At 46.0% G+C, this 22,405-nt stretch carries 28 protein-coding genes and 1 other RNA gene; 10 read left to right on the top strand and 19 right to left on the bottom strand.

The window, feature by feature from the left end; genetic code table 11:
* The first annotated feature begins 187 nt into the window (after positions 1–187).
* On the top strand, positions 188–2,179 hold the full coding sequence (locus AC2T0J_RS17170; protein ID WP_489806986.1) for a BCCT family transporter: 1,992 nt from the start codon (positions 188–190) through the stop codon (positions 2,177–2,179).
* Between the two features lie 23 nt (positions 2,180–2,202).
* Positions 2,203–2,682 carry a MarR family winged helix-turn-helix transcriptional regulator gene (locus AC2T0J_RS17165; RefSeq protein WP_489806985.1) on the top strand — a complete coding sequence of 160 codons (480 nt, stop codon included), beginning with the start codon at positions 2,203–2,205 and terminating at the stop codon, positions 2,680–2,682.
* Between the two features lie 41 nt (positions 2,683–2,723).
* Here the strand turns inward: AC2T0J_RS17165 and AC2T0J_RS17160 are convergent, their stop codons facing one another.
* Together AC2T0J_RS17160 and AC2T0J_RS17155 are read right to left on the bottom strand one after the other, a co-directional pair.
* Positions 2,724–3,080 (bottom strand): RnfH family protein, encoded by a 357-nt coding sequence (locus tag AC2T0J_RS17160; protein ID WP_489806984.1) that lies wholly within the window; start codon positions 3,078–3,080, stop codon positions 2,724–2,726.
* Complete coding sequence (locus AC2T0J_RS17155; protein ID WP_489806983.1) at positions 3,080–3,511, bottom strand: type II toxin-antitoxin system RatA family toxin; 432 nt, start codon at positions 3,509–3,511, stop codon at positions 3,080–3,082. The genes AC2T0J_RS17160 and AC2T0J_RS17155 overlap by 1 nt, the downstream gene beginning before the upstream one ends.
* A 153-nt stretch (positions 3,512–3,664) precedes the next feature.
* Between AC2T0J_RS17155 and smpB the strand changes: the two genes are divergently transcribed.
* Positions 3,665–4,135 carry an SsrA-binding protein SmpB gene (smpB, locus tag AC2T0J_RS17150; RefSeq protein ID WP_489806982.1) on the top strand — a complete coding sequence of 157 codons (471 nt, stop codon included), beginning with the start codon at positions 3,665–3,667 and terminating at the stop codon, positions 4,133–4,135.
* A 46-nt stretch (positions 4,136–4,181) separates the two neighbouring features.
* Here the strand turns inward: smpB and AC2T0J_RS17145 are convergent, their stop codons facing one another.
* Positions 4,182–5,033, bottom strand: a complete 852-nt coding sequence (locus AC2T0J_RS17145; RefSeq protein ID WP_489806981.1) for an alpha/beta hydrolase family protein — start codon at positions 5,031–5,033, stop codon at positions 4,182–4,184.
* A gap of 64 nt (positions 5,034–5,097) precedes the next feature.
* Entirely contained in the window at positions 5,098–6,063 is a 966-nt protein-coding gene (locus AC2T0J_RS17140) for an XdhC family protein (protein WP_489806980.1), read from the bottom strand.
* 240 nt (positions 6,064–6,303) lie between these two features.
* Between AC2T0J_RS17140 and ssrA the strand changes: the two genes are divergently transcribed.
* The 3 genes from ssrA (at position 6,304) to AC2T0J_RS17125 (ending at position 7,766) form a co-directional block, all read left to right on the top strand.
* Positions 6,304–6,661, top strand: a transfer-messenger RNA (tmRNA) gene (ssrA, locus tag AC2T0J_RS17135).
* 353 nt (positions 6,662–7,014) lie between these two features.
* Positions 7,015–7,341 carry a tyrosine-type recombinase/integrase gene (locus tag AC2T0J_RS17130; protein ID WP_489806979.1) on the top strand — a complete coding sequence of 109 codons (327 nt, stop codon included), beginning with the start codon at positions 7,015–7,017 and terminating at the stop codon, positions 7,339–7,341.
* Between the two features lie 98 nt (positions 7,342–7,439).
* Complete coding sequence (locus AC2T0J_RS17125) at positions 7,440–7,766, top strand: tyrosine-type recombinase/integrase (RefSeq protein WP_489806978.1); 327 nt, start codon at positions 7,440–7,442, stop codon at positions 7,764–7,766.
* Between the two features lie 187 nt (positions 7,767–7,953).
* Here the strand turns inward: AC2T0J_RS17125 and AC2T0J_RS17120 are convergent, their stop codons facing one another.
* The 11 genes from AC2T0J_RS17120 to AC2T0J_RS17070 all read right to left on the bottom strand — a co-directional run bounded on the left by AC2T0J_RS17120 (position 7,954) and on the right by AC2T0J_RS17070 (position 14,721).
* Positions 7,954–8,499: a glycine-rich domain-containing protein gene (locus AC2T0J_RS17120; RefSeq protein ID WP_489806977.1), complete on the bottom strand. Its 546-nt coding sequence runs from the start codon at positions 8,497–8,499 to the stop codon at positions 7,954–7,956.
* A 186-nt stretch (positions 8,500–8,685) separates the two neighbouring features.
* Positions 8,686–8,949 (bottom strand): hypothetical protein, encoded by a 264-nt coding sequence (locus AC2T0J_RS17115; protein WP_489806976.1) that lies wholly within the window; start codon positions 8,947–8,949, stop codon positions 8,686–8,688.
* 59 nt (positions 8,950–9,008) lie between these two features.
* Entirely contained in the window at positions 9,009–9,731 is a 723-nt protein-coding gene (locus AC2T0J_RS17110) for a hypothetical protein (RefSeq protein ID WP_489806975.1), read from the bottom strand.
* Positions 9,731–10,213, bottom strand: a complete 483-nt coding sequence (locus AC2T0J_RS17105; protein WP_489806974.1) for a hypothetical protein — start codon at positions 10,211–10,213, stop codon at positions 9,731–9,733. Before AC2T0J_RS17105 ends, AC2T0J_RS17110 begins: the two co-directional genes overlap by 1 nt.
* A 5-nt stretch (positions 10,214–10,218) precedes the next feature.
* Positions 10,219–10,911 carry a hypothetical protein gene (locus AC2T0J_RS17100; protein ID WP_489806973.1) on the bottom strand — a complete coding sequence of 231 codons (693 nt, stop codon included), beginning with the start codon at positions 10,909–10,911 and terminating at the stop codon, positions 10,219–10,221.
* A gap of 119 nt (positions 10,912–11,030) precedes the next feature.
* A complete protein-coding gene (locus AC2T0J_RS17095) occupies positions 11,031–11,981 on the bottom strand; it encodes an IS30 family transposase (protein ID WP_489806972.1) in 951 nt (316 codons plus the stop codon).
* Between the two features lie 303 nt (positions 11,982–12,284).
* A complete protein-coding gene (locus AC2T0J_RS17090) occupies positions 12,285–12,815 on the bottom strand; it encodes a hypothetical protein (protein WP_489806971.1) in 531 nt (176 codons plus the stop codon).
* Between the two features lie 504 nt (positions 12,816–13,319).
* Positions 13,320–13,496 (bottom strand): hypothetical protein, encoded by a 177-nt coding sequence (locus AC2T0J_RS17085; protein ID WP_489806970.1) that lies wholly within the window; start codon positions 13,494–13,496, stop codon positions 13,320–13,322.
* Positions 13,493–13,615: a hypothetical protein gene (locus AC2T0J_RS17080; protein ID WP_489806969.1), complete on the bottom strand. Its 123-nt coding sequence runs from the start codon at positions 13,613–13,615 to the stop codon at positions 13,493–13,495. The genes AC2T0J_RS17085 and AC2T0J_RS17080 overlap by 4 nt, the downstream gene beginning before the upstream one ends.
* Before the next feature lie 89 nt (positions 13,616–13,704).
* Positions 13,705–13,884 (bottom strand): hypothetical protein, encoded by a 180-nt coding sequence (locus AC2T0J_RS17075; RefSeq protein WP_489806968.1) that lies wholly within the window; start codon positions 13,882–13,884, stop codon positions 13,705–13,707.
* A gap of 156 nt (positions 13,885–14,040) precedes the next feature.
* A complete protein-coding gene (locus AC2T0J_RS17070; protein WP_489806967.1) occupies positions 14,041–14,721 on the bottom strand; it encodes a DsbA family protein in 681 nt (226 codons plus the stop codon).
* Positions 14,722–14,921: 200 nt separating this feature from the next.
* Between AC2T0J_RS17070 and AC2T0J_RS17065 the strand changes: the two genes are divergently transcribed.
* The 4 genes from AC2T0J_RS17065 (at position 14,922) to AC2T0J_RS17050 (ending at position 17,661) form a co-directional block, all read left to right on the top strand.
* Positions 14,922–15,152, top strand: a complete 231-nt coding sequence (locus AC2T0J_RS17065; RefSeq protein ID WP_105933999.1) for a DUF2789 domain-containing protein — start codon at positions 14,922–14,924, stop codon at positions 15,150–15,152.
* Between the two features lie 182 nt (positions 15,153–15,334).
* Positions 15,335–16,573, top strand: coding sequence for a methyl-accepting chemotaxis protein (locus tag AC2T0J_RS17060; RefSeq protein ID WP_489806966.1), 1,239 nt, complete (start codon positions 15,335–15,337; stop codon positions 16,571–16,573).
* A gap of 54 nt (positions 16,574–16,627) precedes the next feature.
* Positions 16,628–16,891 carry a TIGR03643 family protein gene (locus AC2T0J_RS17055; RefSeq protein ID WP_489806965.1) on the top strand — a complete coding sequence of 88 codons (264 nt, stop codon included), beginning with the start codon at positions 16,628–16,630 and terminating at the stop codon, positions 16,889–16,891.
* A 65-nt stretch (positions 16,892–16,956) separates the two neighbouring features.
* The gene (locus AC2T0J_RS17050; RefSeq protein ID WP_489806964.1) at positions 16,957–17,661 is read left to right on the top strand and encodes a glutathione S-transferase family protein; all 705 of its coding nucleotides are present in this window, start codon (positions 16,957–16,959) and stop codon (positions 17,659–17,661) included.
* Positions 17,662–17,674: 13 nt separating this feature from the next.
* On the opposite strand, the gene AC2T0J_RS17045 is transcribed toward AC2T0J_RS17050, so the two are convergent.
* From AC2T0J_RS17045 to AC2T0J_RS17030, 4 genes are all read right to left on the bottom strand, one after another.
* Entirely contained in the window at positions 17,675–18,448 is a 774-nt protein-coding gene (locus tag AC2T0J_RS17045) for a DUF3307 domain-containing protein (protein ID WP_489806963.1), read from the bottom strand.
* Entirely contained in the window at positions 18,445–19,101 is a 657-nt protein-coding gene (locus tag AC2T0J_RS17040; protein ID WP_489806962.1) for a hypothetical protein, read from the bottom strand. The genes AC2T0J_RS17045 and AC2T0J_RS17040 overlap by 4 nt, the downstream gene beginning before the upstream one ends.
* 98 nt (positions 19,102–19,199) lie before the next feature.
* A complete protein-coding gene (locus AC2T0J_RS17035; RefSeq protein ID WP_489806961.1) occupies positions 19,200–20,321 on the bottom strand; it encodes a HupE/UreJ family protein in 1,122 nt (373 codons plus the stop codon).
* 12 nt (positions 20,322–20,333) lie between these two features.
* Positions 20,334–22,274: an adenine deaminase gene (locus AC2T0J_RS17030; protein ID WP_489806960.1), complete on the bottom strand. Its 1,941-nt coding sequence runs from the start codon at positions 22,272–22,274 to the stop codon at positions 20,334–20,336.
* Positions 22,275–22,405 lie beyond the last annotated feature (131 nt).

Genomic DNA, 22,405 nt, shown 5'->3' with positions numbered 1-22,405 from the left:
ATTTCTGTACTAACTATTAATCGACCAATATTTCGAGATTAACGGGGATTTCTCTACGTAAATCAACACAAGCTGGATCATACGTTTAATTCCACACTAATTATTCGTAAGAAAGTGTTTTGACGCATTGATTTGCTGTATATTGTACGTAAATTGTTTTATTTATCGTAAATTAACAGGATATAACTTGAGTCAGACAACTACGCCCAAGCACGAAAATCCGGCACCAGCCAAGCTGAATAAACCGGTCTTTTACGCAGCCTCAGGCGCCATCCTAATGCTGCTGCTGTTTGCAGTAGCCATGCCTGAAACCGCAGAAACTCTGTTTTCAACCATGCAGGCCGCCGTGGTGGAAAACGGCAGTTGGTTTTACGTATTTACCGTAGCTGCCATCCTGATATTTGTTGTGTATATCGGGTTCTCAGAGTACGGTGAAATCCGCCTCGGCCCGGACCACGCCAAACCGGAATTTACGATACTCACCTGGCTTTCCATGTTGTTTGCTGCCGGTATGGGTATTGGTTTGATGTTTTTTGGCGTTGCTGAGCCGTTAATGCACTTTATGGCGCCGCCCACAGCAGAAGCTTATACTGTTGAGGCGGTAAAAGAAGCCATGAGAACCACCTTCTTCCACTGGGGCCTGCATGCCTGGGCAATCTATGCCGTAGTGGCTCTGGTGCTGGGTTATTACGCATTCAGGCACCAATTACCCCTGACCTTGCGCTCTACCCTTTACCCGCTGATTGGCGATAAGATTTATGGCTGGCAAGGTCATGTAGTGGATGTTCTGGCTGTTACGGCGACTATTTTCGGCATCTCCACATCACTGGGATTTGGCGCGAGTCAGATAAACGCCGGTTTAAGCTATGTGTTTGGCATGCCCAATACCACCTTCACACAAATGGCCCTGATGATGTTTGTGGTAGGTCTGGCCATTATCTCGGTGATGACCGGCCTGGATAAAGGTATCCGACGCTTGTCTGAAACCAACATGATACTCGCGGTAGTTTTACTGGTATTCATTTTAGTACTGGGCCCGACAGTATTTCTGCTACAAGCCTATTTACAAAATACCGGCGCGTATATGTCGGATATCATTCGTAACACCTTTAACCTGTTTGCCTATGAAAAAACCGACTGGATCGGCGGCTGGACTATTTTCTATTGGGGTTGGTGGCTTGCCTGGGCGCCATTTGTTGGCCTGTTTATCGCCCGTATTTCATTCGGCCGTACGCTGCGTGAGTTTGTTCTGGGTGTTCTGTTGATCCCCACAGCCTTTACCTTATTCTGGATGACGATTTTTGGTAACGCTGCGATCGACATGGTGTTTAACGAAGGTTTCGATAAGCTCGCTTCGATGGTGAAAGACGATACCTCGGTTGCCTTATTTGTGTTTCTGGAGCATTTCCCGTTTAGTGGTTTTATTAGCATTGTTGCGCTGCTAATGGTGATGGTATTCTTTGTTACGTCCTGTGACTCCGGCGCTATGGTGGTTGATATGCTGTGCTCCCATGGTCGTAACGACACGCCATTATGGCAACGTGTATACTGGGCTCTAGGGGTTGGACTTGTTGGCGCTGTTTTGCTTTATGCTGGCGGACTCAATGCATTACAAACAATGACAATTGTGGCAGCATTGCCGTTTTCAATTATTCTGTTGGTAGCAATGTATGGCTTGCTAAAATCATTGCGTATTGAGAAGCACAAACGGGATAGTCTGGCGATTACCGCAATGCAAACTGCAGTGGTTGAGCATGACAAACCCTGGAAAGAACGTTTAGGTGAAATTGTTACCTTCCCGAACGAAAAGAAAGTGTCTGGCTACATGTTACGCGTGGTTTACCCTGCTCTGCACGAGGTGTGCGAGGAATTTAAACGCCGCCAGTATGACGCCAGCTTACAGTCCAGTGATACTCACGTTGAGTTGACGGTATTGGTTAATGGTCAGAATGACTTTACTTATGCGGTATACTTAACTGCAACCCAACAACCCGATTCTACGCTGACCAACGAAGCGCCTGAGGATGCTTCTGCGATCCAAACGTATTATCGTGCCGAAGTCCACCTGTCAGAAGGTGGTCAGGATTATGATCTGATGGGTTGGTCGAAAGACGGCGTGATTAATGATGTGCTGGACCAATTCCAGAAACATCAACACTTTTTGCATCTGCTCAATTAATGCATTCAGGAGTATTACTATTAATGCGTAAAGAAGAAGAGTTACTGGTAGCGTTACGACGTGTAATACGGGCGGTAGACTTACGCAGCAAACAGTTGAGTAAAGATGTGGGCATTACCGGCCCACAGCTACTCGTATTACATAATATCGCAGCAAAACCAGGCATAATGGTAAAAGAAATTGCCGATGGCATTAATTTAAGCCCGGCAACGATTACCAATATTCTTGACCGCCTTGAGTCGCGCGATTTGGCGCACCGAATCCGCAGCACTCAGGACAAGCGCAAGGTAGGTGTTTATCTTACTGAAGCTGGTGAAAAGGCGGTGTCTACGGCGCCGCGGCCATTGCAGGAGCATTTTGTAGAACGCTTTAACCACTTAGCGGAATGGGAACAGAGCCAGATGATAGCTACTATGCAGCGTATTGCTGCCATGATGGATGCTGAATCAATTGACGCCTCTCCGGTACTGGCAGTTGGTACACTCACCGAACGCCACGATTGAACCTGGCCGCTGAGCGATGAACCTGCACGAAAAAGGCCGATTTAATCGGCCTTTTGTTTATCTGCTTTTAAGGTATTGGGTCGGCCGCCGGTAACTTTATCGGCACGCCCTTCCTGGATAGCCTTTTCAGCACGGCGCTTACGTACTTCTTTAGGATCAGCAATCAGCGGCCGGTAAATTTCGATGCGATCACCATCCTGCAATTCTACCGACGGTTTACACACACGGTTCCACACACCCACTTTGGCCGTTTTCATATCGATTTCTGGGTGAATATCCGTAATGCCCGATGCCAGGATCCCCTGCTCTACCGTTGAGCCTTTCGGTACTGTGAGCTCAATCAGCGACTGCTTGGCGGGCGTGGCATAAGCCACTTCTATATTAATGGGTTCATCCATCAGGCGTACACTACTTTAGCGCGTTGGGTAAATGCGTTAACCATGCTGGCGGCAAGTGAATTAAACACCTTACCAAACGCCAGCTCAATCATTTTGCTTTTAAATTCAAACTGCAGGCACAGTTCTATTTTACAGGCCGACTCCGACAACGACGAAAAGGTCCAGCCGCCACTCAACTGCTTAAACGGCCCGTCCACCAGGGTCATGCTAATACTCTGAGCAGGATCCAACACGTTCTGGGTGGTAAACCACTGTTTTATCCCCGCCTTGGAAACCAGCAATGCCGCCTGCATGGCATTACCCTGTTGGCTGACAATTTTGCTGTCGCTGCAGCCGGGCAGAAATTCAGAGTAAGACTCAACATCATTAACTAAATCAAACATGGATTGTGCGCTGTAAGCAACCAGAGCGCTGCGCTGTATTTTCGGCATACGAATTTTGTACTCCTGCAAGTTGCCGCTGAGTTTACCATAAAATTTATTTTGAAAATAAGCTGTTGTGGATCACATAGAAAGGCAGCAAATTTTTCTCGGGCAGCGCAGGAAATGCGAGACAACATTTATGTAATCAGTATAATAGCCGCCATGAAGAAAAATAAATCCAACAGCGGTACCATCGCGCTCAATAAGAAAGCGCGTCACGATTACCACCTCGAAGACAAAATGGAAGCCGGCATTGCTCTGCAAGGCTGGGAAATTAAAAGTATTCGGCAGGGCAAAGTGAATATCACCGATAACTACGTGATCATCCAAAACGGTGAAGCGTATCTTGTAGGTGCCCGCATCACGCCGCTTAATCAGGCCTCAACGCATGTTGTTTGTGAGCCTGAGCGTGCCCGTAAACTGCTGCTTAATCAGCGCGAAATCGACCGCCTTATCGGTGCGCGAGACCGCCAGGGTTACTCCATTGTGGCCACCGCCATGTACTGGAAAAAATGCTGGGTAAAGCTGGAAATTTATCTGGCTAAAGGTAAGCAGTCTCATGATAAGCGCGACACTATTAAAGACCGCGACTGGGAACGCCAGAAAGCCCGGGTGATGAAACACAAAGCTTAAAGTAATCTGTAACAACAGGGTGCCATGGCACCCTGTTTTGTTGTGGCTAGTGTAAGGTTTGCGTAAACCACTCCACAGTTAACTGCAATAGCTGTTCGTCTTCGCCCGCTTTTTCATCCAGCACATTAAAAATATGACTGGCATCTTTAATGATAACGGCCTGTGCCGGATAAGCCTGTGTTGCGTTAATTAACCTCAATGCGTTTTCAGCCGGAACCACCTTGTCGGCACTGCCAGCGATGGCCAGCAACGCCCCATTATAATCCGCCATATTGGTGAGCGATTTATTGGCCTTCATTTGCTCGAACCACGCCACGGAAATATCCAGCGGTGCACGCCACGTATATTCCTGCGTAACAAAGCCGTCACGTTTAGCCTGTTGGTACATCTTATCAAACATCGGGCGAAACGCGCCCACACCATCTCCGGCTACCGAAGACCAGGCAACAAATGATTGAAACACTGGCTGCTGAGCAATCAGTAACTGAGCAATCAGCCCGCCCTGGCTAAAGCCGACAATCCCCAACTTTTGTTTATTCACCTGTGGCTGTGACTGCAAATAGCTCAATGCCACGCCCGCATCGCGAACGGCACTGTTAAGCGTATACTTACGGTAGCTCACCGGGCTATCGCCGGTACCGGCAAAATCAAGACGTATGGAGCCAATACCCATTTTTCCCAGCGCTTCGGCCAGGCGCGCATAGAGATTTCCTACCTCATTTTTATGTGACGCGGTACCATGTAATAACACCACCGCAGGCACCGCTTGCTCAGACTCAGGTAAATGTATGATGGCAGGGATATCATACTCGCCATTATGTAAACGCAATAAAGACTCACCTGCAGATGTAGCCATCGGCAGTACACTCATCATCACGGCAATTAGCCAGACTTTCATGAAAAAGCTCCGAGAAAACAAAGAAGTTTATAACCTATCATGAAATGACCAGGTAGGCTGTCAATTAATCCGGCTGGCGGTACGCCCGCACAATGTCTGCCATCACCGCCAGACCAATTTCTGCTGGCGTTTTACTGCCAATGTCCAGGCCGATAGGCATGTGGATATGGTTTAACTGTTCATCTGTGAGCTGCCCTACCCGCTGTAAGCGCTCTGCTCGCTTGGCCGATGTGCGTTTAGAACCCATCACGCCAATGTAAAAAGCGTCGGTATGCACCGCTTCCATCATGGTCAGATCATCCACTCGCGGATCGTGCGTTAACGCCACCACGGCAGTATGGCTGTGTACATTACCAGGTTGCATAATGTAATCGGCAGCAAAATCTGGCACAAACCGGCAACCTTCTATATTGCACAATACCTGCTCTGCTTCGCGGTGTTCACAAATAATCACTTCAAACCCCAGCGACTGGGCATAACGAGCGCAATATTCCGCTACCGGGGAATAGCCCGCAATAACTAAACGCCTGGCCGGTCCGATACGCAGTGCGACATGATGGGACTCAGGTTGCCAGCTGACAGCCGGAGTATGTTCTGTAACCTCAGTTAGCCGTCTTTCACCAGAGCTGGTGTTAATTTCACGCACCTTCACATCCTTGCCCAGCAAGCAATTCAGGTAACCAGCGAAGTGCACTGCACCGACCTCGTCAGGGGTGATTTTTTCTACCAGGACATCGAGGATCCCGCCACAGGGTAAACTTATCGATTGCTGAGGTCCTTCCTCGCCATAACGCACAATTTGCACCGGTGCGCTAAACTCGTTATCGCCAAGACGGGCCAAAAAATCATCTTCCACACAGCCGCCAGATAATGAGCCTACCCAGTCATCACTGGCAGTAGCCGCAAACAAACTGCCCGGCTCACGGGGAGAAGAGCCCCAGGTCGCCAGCACCGTACAAAACCAAAACGGTTTACCCGCTGCTAGCCAGTCATTCACCCGGCTTAATACCGAGACATCCATGGGTTGCATAATACTAACTTCTTAAGATTACTTATTGGTAATGTAAGCAATTCAGCGAAAAACACCAACAAAGATTATATCACTGCGGTAAATCCAGCGATAATCAGCACTTAGCTGCTCAGCAAAGCAGCAACCAGCTTCCATCACCGCGTTAATATTTGTACTTCCCCCTTGAATACGTTAGTATCCGCCCCATATTAAACAGTGTTCAGAGGGCAAATACTCTCTGGTTTAATAGTAACGATCTCCGGGGCTGATTAGGATTCGACAGGATCTAGGAAGCTGGAGGTGCATGCAGAGGAGCGGTTTGCCTCTTAAAAAGCCGCATTTAAATAGTCGCAAACGACGAAAACTACGCACTAGCCGCTTAATAACCGGCATAGGCCCTTCCACCTAAGCTCTGTCTGCTAGCCAGGATTTTGGAAGGTCATATAAGTAGACTAGCGAGGGAAACTCTCCTGAGGTTGAACCGCGAAATAGTATCAGGACAGCTACCAGGAACCCTGTTTGTCGGGGTCTAAAGTAGTTAAATAAAAGACAAACTAAGCATGTAGTACCAAAGGTAGACATTTTCTGGACGCGGGTTCAAATCCCGCCAGCTCCACCAAATAAAGAAAGCTTGCCAATCGGCAGGCTTTTTTTATTTGTGGCGATTGATTGGGTGCTGAAGACGATCCCGGGTTCACCAAAACGTCCGGAACGTTTTGGGACATGCTTTAGCATGGTCCGCAGGACGCAGACCATGGATGGTCTGCGCAAATCCCGCCAGCATCACACGACAACGCTCTATTCAATGTATACCGATAGTAATCAGAAACCCTAGGGTACTCTGATTGCTATGCCTTACCAGATTTCACATTAGAGAATAAGCGCTATTGTGAGAATATCCCTGCCCCACATAATAAATCAGCTTCAAAGCGCATAGAAGATAGGGAAACCGTATACAAATTTGCTATCAGTATGAATGACAAATCAATTGCCGAAAAATTTCTAAATAGCAAAATCATTCAGAAAGCTTTTGATACAAGCTGTGACTATACTATTCATGATTACTCGAATATCTGGTTTAAACATAAACAGCGCCGGTGGTCACACACTACAATAAGAGGATATACCCAGAAGTATAATTCTTATATTAAACCTAACTGGGGTGATTTGAAGCTAACCGAATTTAAAGCCAGCATGTTCGATGAGTGGGCATCGGAAAGTTTGCTGTCTGGTAAATCCATTAGCGAAACCCGAAATGTACTTAGTCAGATTATAGACGAGCCTATTTCGATGGTGTAATCGAATCTAATCCAGTTGAACGCATCGAAAGATACAAGCAAGAAACCATTGAGCCAAAGCCTTTTAATCAATCTGAGATCCAAAAAATACTTAAAGCTTTGCTGCCCCCTTACAAAGAGTTTTACCAGTTTGCATTTTATACCGGCCTACGAACTGGTGAATTGCTGGGGCTGCGTTGGGAAGACGTTGATATCCGAAATCGCCAGGCACATATACGAGTCAACATAACTTCAGGTAGAGAAAAAACACCAAAAACTGCCGGAGGTATTAGAACTGTAGAGTTACATGAACTTGCTGTTCAAGCAGTTTCATCGATAAAATTCTCAAAGTTCGTTGATTCCAAAAGGGTTTTCATTGACCCAAGGACAATGAAGAGTACAAATATGCTGACGGGTTACGAAAATATGTTTGGAAACCCACTTTAGAAGAACTAAAAATACCGTATCGCTATCCGTATCAGTGCAGACACACATATGCATCTATGATGCTTTCTCAAGGCAAAAACCCAATGTGGGTCGCAAAACAAATGGGACATGTAGATTGGGGGATGATTAGAAAGGTAGAGCACCCGAGGGTGCTCTTTTTTATTACTTCAAATGTTTTTAGCTTTTTTTACTTGCAAGCACCAGGCGTGCGGCAGGCGCAAGATGTCGGCACGTGGCATGCATGGTCTCCACAACGCGCGGCTGCATTGGTCATTGAACCGAAAAGTTCCTCTGTGGGATACTTGCCAAAGTTCGCCTCATATAACGCTATCGTCTCATCGAACGATTCTTGCAACGCTCGCTGATCATCATCTCCATAAATTCCAAAATAAGGGTAATGGTGAATGAAATAACCAAATACGGTGTCGCAATCATTTTTATAAGACATCGTGTCCAAGATGTGCTCATGCCAAAATTTATCAACCAGTTTGCTAGGCACCAGTGCCACCTTAGGATGGAGCAATTTTAAGAAAAGTAACTTTTTATATTCCTCTTCCGCAAAATCACACATCTCATCAGTCCAGGTTGCTTCGGATGATTTTGTAAGTTTCCACTTAAGCTTTGTGAAATCTAGCGAATTAACTAAAGACCATTGCTCAGCATTTGCATTAACCGAAGCAACGTCGTTTATGCCGTTGAGTTCTGTTGATTTGCTTTCTGATAGTAGATTCATCTTATTTGCTCCCCTGCTGTTTTTGCTTACTGCGATTACCGTGTTTCTGGTCATATTGACGATTCGTTCCAGATGTACCTTTATTAGGGTTCTTCTGATTAGTCGAATTATCTTGTGGTTTGATTTTCTGTTTATGGGTCATATGAATGTTTCCTGTATAAATGACTTGTGTAATACGACGATGTATTACCTTCGCTTTAGGAAACGGTGGAGGTTCTTTCGTTGAATGAGGCTATCGGGAGTGTAGCCTGCATGAGCTTGCTTGAAGATAAGACGGTATTTCCCTAACTTAAACCGTACGAGGTGCTTCGCGAGTTTTAGTTGCTGCCCCCCTAAATAAGCGTAATCAATACCAGCTTCCAAGGCTTGCTCAATTAATATTGCTTTGTGAAGATGCTTGCGGCAATCCGCCGCTTTATACTGGCTGAAAAGTGTGTGTAATGTTGTCATGACTACCTCCTTTGAATTGGTGATAGCCATGCTCTGCTTGTGCGCCGCACAAACAAGCGTCACTTCAATATTTTTTGAAAATACTCCCAAGCTTCGGCTGTTTCTGCTTCCATTGCTTGAATATTCTTGTTCAAAGCTTCTACAACCGGAAGACGAATGACAGCAAGTTTTTCCAGCTCAATCAGCTCTTCTTTGGCCTGTTTATATTGCTTGTCGTTAAAATAGTTTTCAGCCTTTTTATAGCGATTCAAATACTCTTCCCAAGGAAATTCTTGAGAGTACATTGCTAGCATTGGCGTAATATCGTAGGGGTCATTCTTGTTTACAGAAAAGGGCGAAAAGAGCCTATCGGTGAATAAATCAAATTCATCTGACTTTAGTTGCTCAATAATTTTTTGGATATTTTCCCTCACAACGCCTAAGCAAAAGAACTCCAGATATTGCTGATTAGCCAGCTCTCGTAATTCATCAATCCATTTCTTAGTCATTCCTGTTTTTACATAGTCCTGTAAGAAGGATTTGGTAACTCCTGTATGTCCATTTAGCAAATACCAAATACAAAGAATATTCCTGACGGCGTTTCTCTTGCCTATGATTAAAGGATGTTTGTTTTGACGGATACCAGTAATTTTTTCATTTACTATTTTTGGTCTGTATAAATTAGCACCATCTTTTTTTGTGAAGATAGTATTTAAAGCATTGCGTATAGGATCAGGAAGCTTTTCTGTATTGAGACTTAGCCTGGCAATTTCCAGAAATGACTGAACTTCAACATCACTCATCAGTTATAAACCTCTTTGCACAGTAAGTGACGAACCTCTCTGCGATCTAATTCAGTAACCGGACTTTGCCTAATTATATCAATCGCTTCTTCACCTTTAATACATCGATATATTTTTCTGTAAGCAATTGAACCATTAACATAACCTACATTCTCATTATGGTAATGTTCGTAAACATAATTAATTGCACCGACACACTGCCCTATCAAAATAGATTCAAGCTTTGACAATGACATAACTCCTAGAAAGTTACGCCTGTCCTCATCGACTTCGTTACATGATTTAACAAGATTGAGCTTTTCCGTTTTTTTCAGGTAGGTAATCGCTAAACATTCGCCTAGCTGCATTAGTTCTTTCTTATTGAAAAGGACAAAGTTAGCTTCCTTCACACTTTCTAGATGAGAACAATCCGTAGGTAGCGTTTCCTTTGTATAACTAGGTTGAGTCACAAAGAATAATACAAGTATTATTAGATATTTCATTAAACCTACTCCTTGCCAATTCTCTTGTAAGCTCTAACAAAAATAAGCAACGTAAATACCCACGAGAAAAATGTCATGGTGTCTGCTAACACCCCGTTTTCGAAAAGATAAAATGCAACATCAACTTTTTCGTCTGGATAATGCACGAGGATAACAATTGTTTCTATCGCAACCAGAAACATCGAGAATCTAAATATATCTATCAATATTCGATTAAAAGAGTTGGCAACAAGTGCTAATTTATATCTGATATCAAAATCAGTTACTTTCACCGTTACAAGCAGCTTCAGCTTGATTAATGTCAAAGCTACAATACCAAGCATGAACAGCTGCTCTAGTAATGCGGCATCATTTACTTCACCTAAACCAGGAACATTTTCCTTTCTGAGAGAAAAGTAAAAAATGAAATAGAAAAAAAGGAGCGATATCGACATCACCAAACTAGTAACGTGTAGAAAAGAGTGGAGATAGGATATTTTAGAAGCTTTGAATAGATAAACGCCTTCGGGATCAAATAATCTTAGCTTTCGCCTAGATTTTTTAATTAATTCGGATTCAGAGTCACTTAAATTAAAAACCTGGCGATGTAAATCGCGTTCCTCAGTAGCAGCTTCACTTGAAACGTGCTCTCCCGATGATTCTGTCACTTTGTCATCAACAATAATAAAATTCGGTTGAGCATCTACTTCCTCTGCCATTAATAAATTTCTCCATTTTTCAATATTCGTTTATTACCAAGACTGGATTATCATAAACTTCAATAACCTGAACTTTATAGAATTCCCGAATTCAGATAATAAGTGCACCACTCGCTAAATTAGGCAGCCTTGCGTAATTCATTGAATATCGCGACAGGTTGCCTGAAGCCGAGACACTTTCTCGGCCTGGCATTTAATGCCCGTTCAATCTCAGCAATTTGTTTGTCCGTTACTGTTCGCAAATCGGTGCCTTTACGTATGTATTGGCGAAGCAAACCGTTAAAGTTTTCATTCAGTCCGCGTTCCCAAGATGAATAAGGGTTCGCGAAGTAAATATCCGTTTTAAGCTTCTCTGCGACCAGCTCGTGGTCACAGAATTCGCTGCCGTTGTCCGCCGTGATAGTTCGGACATGACTGCGATATTTCCACAACATGCCAACCATGGCACGGGCCACATCGGCTGCACTTTTCGCTGGCACTTTGCGTATCAGATACAGCTTACTTTTACGCTCTACCAGGCTGACAATTGCGCCAGTACCTTGCTTCCCTAGAACTGTGTCAGCTTCCCAGTCACCGAAGCGTTTTTTCTTGTCCACGATAGCTGGACGTTGCTCTATCCCAACGCGATTCGGGATAATCACACGCTTCGCGCGGCTACCATTACGGTATCTTCGGTGGCTCTGACGTAGCTGTTTATACAATTTACCGCCGCGTAATCTATCACGCTGGACGTAGCCATAAATCCATTCGTGACTGACGTGATGACCGATGATTTTACCTACACCAGTAATCTGCTCAGGGCTCCACTTTTCGTTAAGCCCGAACTCAACAAAGGTAATCGTCAGTTCAGATATCCTGTACTTTGCGGCCTGACAACGCCGTTTTAATGCCTTGGCCTGAGCGACTTCCGGTAGGTAATGGCTATCTCGAATTCGATTGCGCTTAACTTCACGACTAATGGTGCTGTGACTTACACTCAGACGCTTTCCAATCTCCCGATAACTGAAACCCTCGCGTAAGTAGGCTTCGATCTGGTATCGTTGTCCCTCGATCAACTGCTTGTAACTCATGGTAATACTCTAATTGTTTGGCGACTTTAGAATACCATCAACAGGCAGTTGATCGTCTGTCACCCTTTAACCATGAGTGGTGCACTTATTATCTGAATTCGGGCGGAATCAACCGTATATTCTAAGAATCTACTTGTCGGAAATTCGTAAGCAGGTAAATCCCATGCAGTGTCGTTCCCACTCATAATCAAATTGAACATTCTTTCTCCAAAGGGCTAACGCCGTACTAAGAAACTGAAACTGCTTGGGTATTGACAATGAAGGAGCACAAACCAAGCGTTTTGCGTCCTTTTAAGTAACTTGTTAAGCATTCTTTTTCATCTGAACATCTATATACGTTATTAGTTCGAGCATCGAATTTTGATAGTCCGAAACCAGCTCTTTTTTGATTCCTGTCTCATGCACTGTGAATGGAGCAAACTGCTTCATTTGTTCACAATGCTTTGATAAAATTTCAGGCTCAATCCAATTTGGAATCAAATAATTTTCAGGTAATGATAACTTGAAAATTAGTTCGTTAGAGTTATTCTTATAATTTTGAAACTGCTCCCATTGTTCTGGCATCTCATTTTTCATATTAACCAGGCTACATTTGGAACCTTCTAAATAAGACTTAAAATCCTTAACATAGAACACATCGTAAAATATTTGATTCAGTAAATTTCTAATACGCCCCATCTCTTGAAATTGTGCTTTAGACAACTCAGATTTAAACACATCCTTTCTTTTAGAGATTAGTGCGTAAACCGATAACAGTAGTGCAAACAATCCAAACAAGAACTGACCTATTTTCCCTAATATGTCTGCAATCTTTAAAACTTCATCAATACTCATCTGAATGCCTAACAACTTATTACTGAGATTTCATAGTAACATTCGTTTCCACAGAACAACATTCTCTGTGTTTTCATGTGAAAAATAAAATGTCTGCTTCCCGTACAACTAAGATATAATCCTCCGACTCAACAGCAGGTCCGGTAATTGGTCAATCCTCGAAGTAACAAGCTAGAGTTATTCCTTTTTAACTTCGAATGCATAAGATAAAGAACTAATATCGTATCACTTAGTCCCAATAACAGAATTTATAATTAAACAACACTCAATCAATCGGTTTTTAAGATTTTCAGACGCGAGTTCAGTGGAACTTTAAGCAGGAAATCGAAGTAACACCTCAAGTAACATTAAAACCAATAAAAATCAGCATAGTCTTTAAATAACAAATAGTTAATAGAAAAATTCAAATCCCGCCAGCCCACCAAATAAAGAAAGCTTGCCAATCGGCAGGCTTTTTTTATTTGTGGTGATTGATGAGTATTGAAGACCAGCTCTAGTCACGCATCAAAGTGAATAACGAATCGACAACGTCCCCGCGTTGTATTCATCGTTTATCTCAAAACCAACTCCGGCAGCCATACCCGAATCAAAATAATAATGCGCGGTAAATTCAACACCGCCGGTACTTTCTGAATAGGACGGGCCTCGATCTATGTACTTGTATTTAACATCTGTTTTCAAGCGCTGAAAAAACCACCCCGTACACCGCCAGCAACACCATAACCGTCTTGATAACCATTGCCCAGGCCATCCTCGTTCTCATAGGTGATTTCTGCATAGATTGCCCAGTTCTCAAACACATAAAATTAACTGCCGAAGCCTGAACTCAGGTTGTTATACTTTAAGTCATACCTGTCTATGCTCTCGGTTAATCTCATATAACTCCCGGTCACGTACAGGTAGGGCAAAACGGTAAGGAGCCTCTTAGCACTACACCTGATGGCGTATTGTCGTTTCTGTCCAGGCGCAACTGTGAATAAGCAAGTTCTATATAGTCAAAATCAGGCTGGTCGACAGCAAAAGCAGGGGATACAGTCAACGCCAGATAGGCGTATGAAAATTTCTTCATTCTATATCCATATAGATTAAGTATTCAGTCCGTTGCTGTTGAAGATACAGGGTGATTGGGTCTGTGTAATCCTCTGTAATGCCTTAAGCTTTCCATCCCTATCGGCTTCTACGCGGGGCAATTAAGCCTTTAATCACCCCTAATGTGACATCGGGATTACTCGCCCAGCGCTTCATCCAGTACTTTGGCGAATTCCTCATAGCTCATATTCGACATCAGTTTGCCGTTTACTACAAAGCTTGGTGTTGAACGAATTCCATCGGCTTTAGCATTTTGCTTATACCAATTAACCAGTCTTTCAGATTTGGCATCATCGCTTAAGCAGGCCTGCAGTTGTTCGTCATTCAATCCCACTGATTTACCCAGTGTGACCAACTCATTAAGAATAGTATTCCCATCGCGACTGGCCATCCACTCTTGCTGTTGGCCAAACACTTTGTCTACATATGAAAAGTAATCCTCGGTGTCACCTGAACAACGGCCAATCATTGAGGCAACTAATCCAAACTGATCGAAATACACTTCGCGGAAAACAAAGCGGATTTTGCCGGTATCAATGTAATTTTCTTTTAGTGGCTTAAACGCATTATTATGAAAAGAAGCACAATGCGGGCAGGTAAAAGACGCGTATTCTACTACCTGTACCAGAGCCATGGCGTTACCCTGCGCCATGTCTTTAACAGTAGCTTCAGCCGGATTTATCACTGCAGAATTCGACTTAGGGCTGGCCGGAATAGTGGTAACAGGAGCACTGTTATCCTGCTCATACACCATAAAACCAATACCCAATGCCAATACCAGTACACCAACGGCCAACAATAATACCCGCGAATTCATTTTTACCTCTGAAATTAAACTAGATACAAACCGTAGATTACCATCATCCGGTGGCTAATCAGAAGGGTGTTTAACCCGGCGGCGATTTTATTTGCCTCACACGTGAAATGTAATCATTATTGTTGCGGCCTGCAACTGGTCCAATTTTGCGCCCGGCCCGTAACCATACATGAGACATAAACGCACCCAAGGAGGCAACTATGTTTACGCAACAACCCGGTATTAACGATTTGTTTGTACAGTTAGGTTTACCATCTGATGAGCCGGCTATCGAAAAATTTATCAGTGAGCATCGCGGACTCAAGTCAGCCCAGCCGCTGGCCGACGCCCCATTCTGGAATGATGCTCAGGCCAGCTTTTTGCGTCAGGCGCTGGCTGAAGATGCCGAATGGGCGGAAGTGATAGACGAGCTCAACACCCGCCTGCACTAAGTTGTTACAGGCCTTTATCCGGCAGCGCTACTGTCAGTAACGCTGCTGTTGCCACTGTTCGCTATAATTTGTACATTTATTCTTGCATGATCTGGCACTATACATAGGCTTAATGCGTTACTTATACTAAAGTAACAGTAATAAACTATTATAAATGTATAAAAAAGGGCGAAGTTTACGCTATGACACAGTGGTTTTGGCACACTTACGATGTAATTGAAAAAACGTTCTTTTACACTCTCACCAGAAAGATAATCGGTAATATCAGCTTTTTGTTCTTGTTCCAGCTGGCAAATTTTTACCTGTTCTACGCACTCATGAGCAGCCCTGCTGAAGCGCAGGACAGTTATCAGTTTACGCTAATTACGCTGTTTATTTTGAGCACCCTGAGTTTTGCCTTTACCATTTTTTACATGCATCACCTTATTGTGAAGCCGGTTAAAGCCCTGCTGAACACGCTTAACAATATTAATCATACCCAGGGCGACCTCTCTACCCGGCTGCCCGCTTTTAGCTGTGATGAGTTCAGCGAGCTATCTGCCGCCTACAATAAGTTTGCGCATAACCTCAGCGAACTGATTGAACGGGTTTACAAAGATGCCGAACGTTCCAGTGATGCCAATAAGGAAGTCTGCGCGCTGGTCAAAAACGTTGATAGCCAGGCCGCCACGCAAAAGCACCTGAGCGACAACATCAGCCAGTCGTCACAACAAGTGAGTCATAGTATTCACGATATAGTGTCGGCCTCAGAACAGGTTTCCACCACCAACAGTCAAAATCAGGCCAATGCCACCACCGCCAATCAAACTCTGATCACCTCGAAACAGCAAATTGAGCGTATTACACAGTTGCTTAACCAGTTTTCAGAAACAGTGCGTGGGTTACAGAACAACGCCGACAATGTGCGCAACATTCTTAAAATGGTAGAAGGCTTTGCTGATCAAACCAACCTGTTGGCCCTGAATGCCGCCATTGAGGCAGCACGCGCCGGCGAAGCAGGCCGCGGCTTTGCGGTGGTGGCCGATGAAGTGCGCAGCCTGTCGGCCAAAGTGGCTGATGCCACTCAGCAAATCAGCAGTTTTCTGAATGAAATGGAAACCCTGGTGGGCGAAACCCAGCAAGAGTCCAGCCGTTTAATTGATGCGTCGGGTCAGATGCAGCAGAGTATCAGTGATACCTCTTCTACCTTTGAGCAAATGATGGACGACTTCAAACAAAACATGCAAGCCTTTCAGCTGATTATGAATTCTGTAAACGTACTGGAATCACAACAGGCCCAGGCCACCGAAATTGCCGGCCAAATCACCCAGCTCAGTATGGATATTCAGCACTCCATGGCCGCCAGCGTGGAGCAGGCTGAACACGCTCAGTCGTTGGCCAGTTCAACTCGCACGGGCCTGAGTCAGTTTGTGGTAAGTTAAAGCAATCCAAAGGACACATTACAGCGTATTGGTGGCATTAGCAGGAGAGATTGCATGCCATCAAAACACCCACTAACAGATGCTACCTTGTCGCGCGTTATTGAAATGGCCTGGGAAGACCGTACCCCCTTTGAAGCCATTGAAAAAGAATATGGCGTGTCTCAGAACAGCGTGATTAAAATCATGCGCAGTGAACTGAAGCCATCCAGTTTCAGGCTCTGGCGCAAACGCACTGCCGGGCGCACCACCAAACACCTTAAGCTTCGCTCGCCCGATATCAACCGCGGCTACTGTCCTACCCAGTACAAACAGCGCTAGTTACTTTTGCGGCTATCTGTGATTAACTCAAGCTCTGCTGGCTTGATGACATAAGGACATCACAGATGATCACATTGTATGGATTTGGCCCGGGGCTAGGCATGTACGACCCCAGCCCTTTTGTACTCAAAGTCGCTGCGTTTTTACGCCTGGCAGATATCGATTATCGCTACAGTGGTAACGTCAATTACGTGTTTAAAGCGCCTAAGAAAAAGTTGCCTTATATCGATGATAACGGCACCATCGTTTGCGATTCTACGTTTATTATTAACTATCTCAAAAGCCATTACGTTGCTGATTTCGACAGCCATTTATCTCTCCCGCAGCAAGCAACCGCCACACTTGTGAGTAAGTCGCTGGACGAAAATTTTTACTGGTGCCTGGTGTATTTCCGCTGGGCCGATAACGCCAGTTGGCCAGCGGTTAAAACAGCGTTGTTTGGTAAGCTGCCCTTGCCGCTTAGCATCATTGCGCCGCTGATTGCCCGTCGGGGGGTAACCAAACAGATTTATCATCAGGGAACCGGTCGTCACAATAAAGAAGAGGTACTGGGTATTGCCAGACAAACACTCGACGCGTTATCGGTAATGATTGGCGACAACCCTTTTTGCCTGGGTGATAAACCCTGTTCACTGGATGCCACCGTGTATGCGTTTTTAGCCGAAACCATTCTGGTGGAGCTCGATAACGACCTTACCCGTCTGGCTTGCCAGTACATTAACCTGAGCGACTATTGTCAGCGCATTCAGCAGCAGTATTTCGCCCGGTAAACATCGTGTTTGGTTATTTGCCAATGGGAAGCTGTGTGGCCAGGCTGCTGGCCAATAATCCTACGGCAATGGTTAAGGCAAAGCTGGTTAAGGTGCCGAGTAACACATATTCAGTTAGTTTTTTATCTTCACTGTGGCGCAAATCGCCAAAGCGAAAGACCGACTTCGCCGCCAGCAGAAAACCAATTGCGGCAAACTGATTGAGCAAAATAAAGGTGAGTACCAGAACCCTTTCCAGGTAGCCAATATTCTGCCCGGCAGCCTGCAATGAAGTTTCGCTTTCATCCGCCGGTTTGTCAGCCTCCATAGCGTTACTCCATGGCGCAAGAATTTGCCTGATAATAATCGATACCGGCCGCAGCACCACGAGGTAACCGGTGATGATGGCCAGTGTCTTATAGTTAAGCGTTTGCTTCAGCCAGGCACTTAATATGGTTTGTTCCGGTTGCCAGACTAACAACACCACAAACGCTATTACGAGCAGGTGGGCCAGTTGATCGGCTAAAAATGCTCTCATGGATGGGCCGGCGTAGGACTTCAAACCATCGATTACTATATGCGAACCACCCAGGAGCACCGCATAAGCTGCCACCTTAAGTGGATGAGTATCGGTTACCAGCGCTAACATCACTGCGGCAATCAAGCCATGGACAGCTCCATGCCAATATAAACAGGGCGCCGAGAAATGACGCTCAGTGCGCTGCGATATCCATTGTAAAGGCTGCAGGTAAAAATCAGCCACTACGTGACCCGCGATCAATAACACCAGCAGCGTCATAGTAGTCATGGGGTAAAATCCTTTTTCACCTGGTTGGCAAAATACACCAGGTAGTCTGTGATCAAATGGTACTGACTGGTGTTTAATATACGCGTAACGTTACTGCGCTTTTTATCCAGCACTCTGGCCAGATGTTCATGGGATTTATTATCCGCCATCAGATAAACAAGCACAACCTGGGCCTGGGTGGAAGTTAACCGGTCCAGATGGCTATCGAAAAACCGGGTAAGTAATTCACAGTGCTGATTAAAATGATGATTGGTACTGGCAATAGTCAGGCCCCGCCCTTTCAGGTGATCCAGCCCGTGACCAGATAATGAATAAGCTTCGCCGGTAGCCGTTTTCACTGCCTGACCGCCCGTTTCGCCGGTACCAATGCCGATACACTGGCGCACCGCTACTGACGGCTCGCCACTGCGCAGGGATAAATCAATGAAAGTGGCTAATTGCGCTGCCAGTGGCGCCGGGGCGACTAACTGAAAGCTGTCGCCACGAAAAATATCAAACTGTGCGTCGTAACGGGCCCGCAGTTTTTTAAGTAATCGCTCCAGGCTTGCCATTACCTGCGTAAAGGCTTCGGCCGAAAGTTTACTGGAACCCACCAGATCTCCCGTAATCACTGCAATAACACTGTCATTTACCGCTGTTTCGCTGCTTTTCATGCATATTCCTCAGCGTTAGCTTGTATCAGAAATTAATCACCCAACCAAAAGTTACTATATTTAATCACATAAATCAAAGTGATTATATTTAGTAACAGTCAACCGAGTAAGCGCTGAGCAAACCAAAAACTGGCGAGCAACGCTATACATAGCGAACCACCGCGTTTAACCATAGCAGTGATGCGGCTAAAACGCCGGATCGATGTCATTATCCCGAAGGCCGCTAAAACAATGCCGAGCTGGGCAATTTCCACCCCTACATTAAAGCTCACCAAAGCTCCAATATATCCCGACGATGGAATACCGAGGTCCTTGAGGGCCTGAGCAAACCCCAGACCATGCACCAACCCAAAGCTAAACACGAGCAAAAACCGCCAGCTCAAACGCGGTGTAAATAACAGGTTTTCCAACGCAACCCAGGCTATCGACAGCGCAATAACAGGCTCTATGATATGGCCACTCACCACAATTGCACCATAAGTGGCTAAACCCAGCGTTACCGTATGGGCCAGTGTGAAGCCGGTAATCAGTAGCCCTAGCTGACGTAGAGACGCTACGCCTAAAAACAGCCCCAGCACAAATAAAGCGTGATCCCAACCATAAGGCACAATATGCAGCATGCCCTGCTGAAAATAGTTTAACCACAAAGCAACGTCAGCACTTTCTAGCCCGCCGCTGTGTGGCTGTGAGGTGAAATGAAAAGCCGGGCTGGCCTGATTCCGCACCAACCAGCGACTTAACGTACGCTGCTGAGCGGCGTAGTCAATATTCAATGCGATGGGTTCTTCAAATTTGAAGTCGTCAGTAAATATCGCGGTCAGGGCACTGTCTTGGTAGCCTTCAGGCAGGCTCAGGGTAAACACAAACCGGGTCATCGGCCAGGCCAGTCCCGAGGTGAAATCCTCAGCCGGCGCATCAGGCCATTCAACCGACCTAAACTGCCAGTGCAACTTTTGACTGGCCAACCTGATCTGGCTGGCCTGTTCAAGCTCAGCAACCAGTTGTATAAAACGCTCGGCGTATTGCGGCTCAGCCAACCGGGTTAATGCATAATAGGCTTCCCCACCCTCCATGGCCTTGGTTAAATCAACATCCAGCGTCACCACTGCCTCACCGGCTTCACTGATAACCACGTCAACCCGGGTCATATTAAGTAAATGCGCCTGCGCTACTCCGGGCAGCCAGAGCAGCACAAGCAACAGGATAAAATAACGTGTCATGGTGGCCACTGCTTACCAGATAATCGCGTGAGTATTGCCTGTGGTCACATCCACCAGTCCGCCCGGATTGCCTTTATAAGGAGCTACCAACTGCCATTTCCAGGGCGCTGCGGTTAAAAAGGCAAAGCGCATTCTTTCCGGTAAGCCTTTGGCATTGATCCACGCCATTTTATCGGCCTCATGGTGCAGGTTTTCCATCTCTGCCGCGACTTCATTTACCGGCCGTGCTGTCATTAAGCCACCAATATCCAGTCGTACCTGAGCCACCACTTTACCGTCGTTAACCAGCGCCCAGCCACCGCCCATATTGGCCACGGTATTCGCCGCCAGCGCCATAGCATAATCATCGTTCCCCATGGTCCAGATATTATGTAAATCATGAGACTGTGAACTGGCTAGTGCAGACCCGGGGGTTTTCGGCCCGACGTTTTGCCAGATCATTTTCGACACCGCAGCCGTACCATGATAGCGGTCGACCACGGCAACCTTAATCAGGCCCGCTTCCGGGTCAGCTTTAACGGTACCATCCTCAGCCACCGGCAATTCTTTGGTAATAAAAGCCGGCTCAAACCAAAACGGCTCCAGAACTGCTGCACTCACGGTTTCACGGCCTGCAGGCGCATTAATAACAAAATCTGCCGCTATGAGTTCCCGGCCCACATTCATGGTATCAGTGGCCCATTGTGGATAGGCTATCTCGGGAATGGGTAACAGGTATTCGCCATTATCAGCCGCCAGTTGACCATTGGCATAAACCCGCTCTATTGCTACGGTTTGTGGATCAGATAACAACACTACATCGGCGTAGCGGCCGGGGGCCAGTGCGCCCACCAGGTGGTCAATATTAAAGTGACGGGCGGTGTTATAGCTCCCCAGTTGATAGGCGATTTCAACCGGCACCCCCAGCTCAATGGCACTGCGAATATTATAATCCATGGAACCAAGCTGTAAGGTGGCAAACACGTCGCGATCGTCGGTAGTTACTGAGATATTACTCCAGTCTTTCAGGCCAATCTCAAGCAGTTTGGGAAATAACGAGTCCATTCCCGCCTGTTTAATTTCCAGAAAAACCCCACGGCGCAGTTTCTCAATGCCTTCGTCGGCCAGTCGCACCTCGTGATCAGAGGCCAGACCGGCCGCCGCGAATGCACTGATATCGGTTTGTGAGGTAAGGTTCATGCCATGACCTTCCACCACACCGCGATAATCATAAGTAGCTTCGATCATTTCCCAGATGCGTTGATGCCCACCGTTGTCGGCATTGATCACTGCCGACCAGTCCATCACTTCACCGAGGGCAACGACCCGTGGATCATAGGTTAAGAAATCCCGCATTTCGTTATACCCGTAGTAACCACCGCCAGACTCGTACACAGTTGGCGGTGTGGCCGAGCCAATAGCCGGAAAGATTTTAAGGGTACTGCCTTTACGTTCAGCCTCGAGCCAGAACTCGGCGTTTCGATTGCCTACCACGTTGGATATTTCGTGGGAGCCTTCCACCGTCCAGGTATTGCCGTGAGGGATCACCAGCGCGGCTTCATACTCCGGAGTCAGGTAAGAGCTTTCAATGTGTTTGTGCGATTCACCAAACCCCGGTACCGCCCAGAGCCCCTTTGCATCATAGGAGCTCTGCGTTTCGCCCGGCCAGGTGCCGGTATCGCCTACCCAGGCGATTCGGTTATGCGCAATCACGATATCCTGAGCCGGCAACCACTCCTGGGTAAACACGTTAAGCAAGGTTACGTTTGCAATCACCAGTTCAGCAGGTTCCCGCCCCAACGCAACCTGAGTCAGTGCCTGGCGGGTTTTCACTTCCTCTTTAAATACATGAGGCTCAACCGGTGCATCGGTATCTGCCGCAGCTTTCTGCTTAACGTCATTGTGGGGAGAGCAGGCGCTAAGCAGAACACTGATAAACAGCGTCGCAGCAAAACGATAACGGGTGGCAGACATAACAATACTCCTGACTGGCAAAGTGATAAGTGGAAACGAGTAACAACGACGGCATACAACTGTTGTTTTTATTGACAGAGTGCAGCGGGCTAACAACTATGAGCAAGGGGGTAGCAATTGTGGTGCCAGAT

The sequence above is a fragment of the Alteromonas sp. ISO5 genome (genome assembly GCF_058105165.1).
The sequence above is the reverse complement of the archived record's forward strand: the minus strand, read 5'-3'. Positions and strand labels throughout refer to the sequence as shown.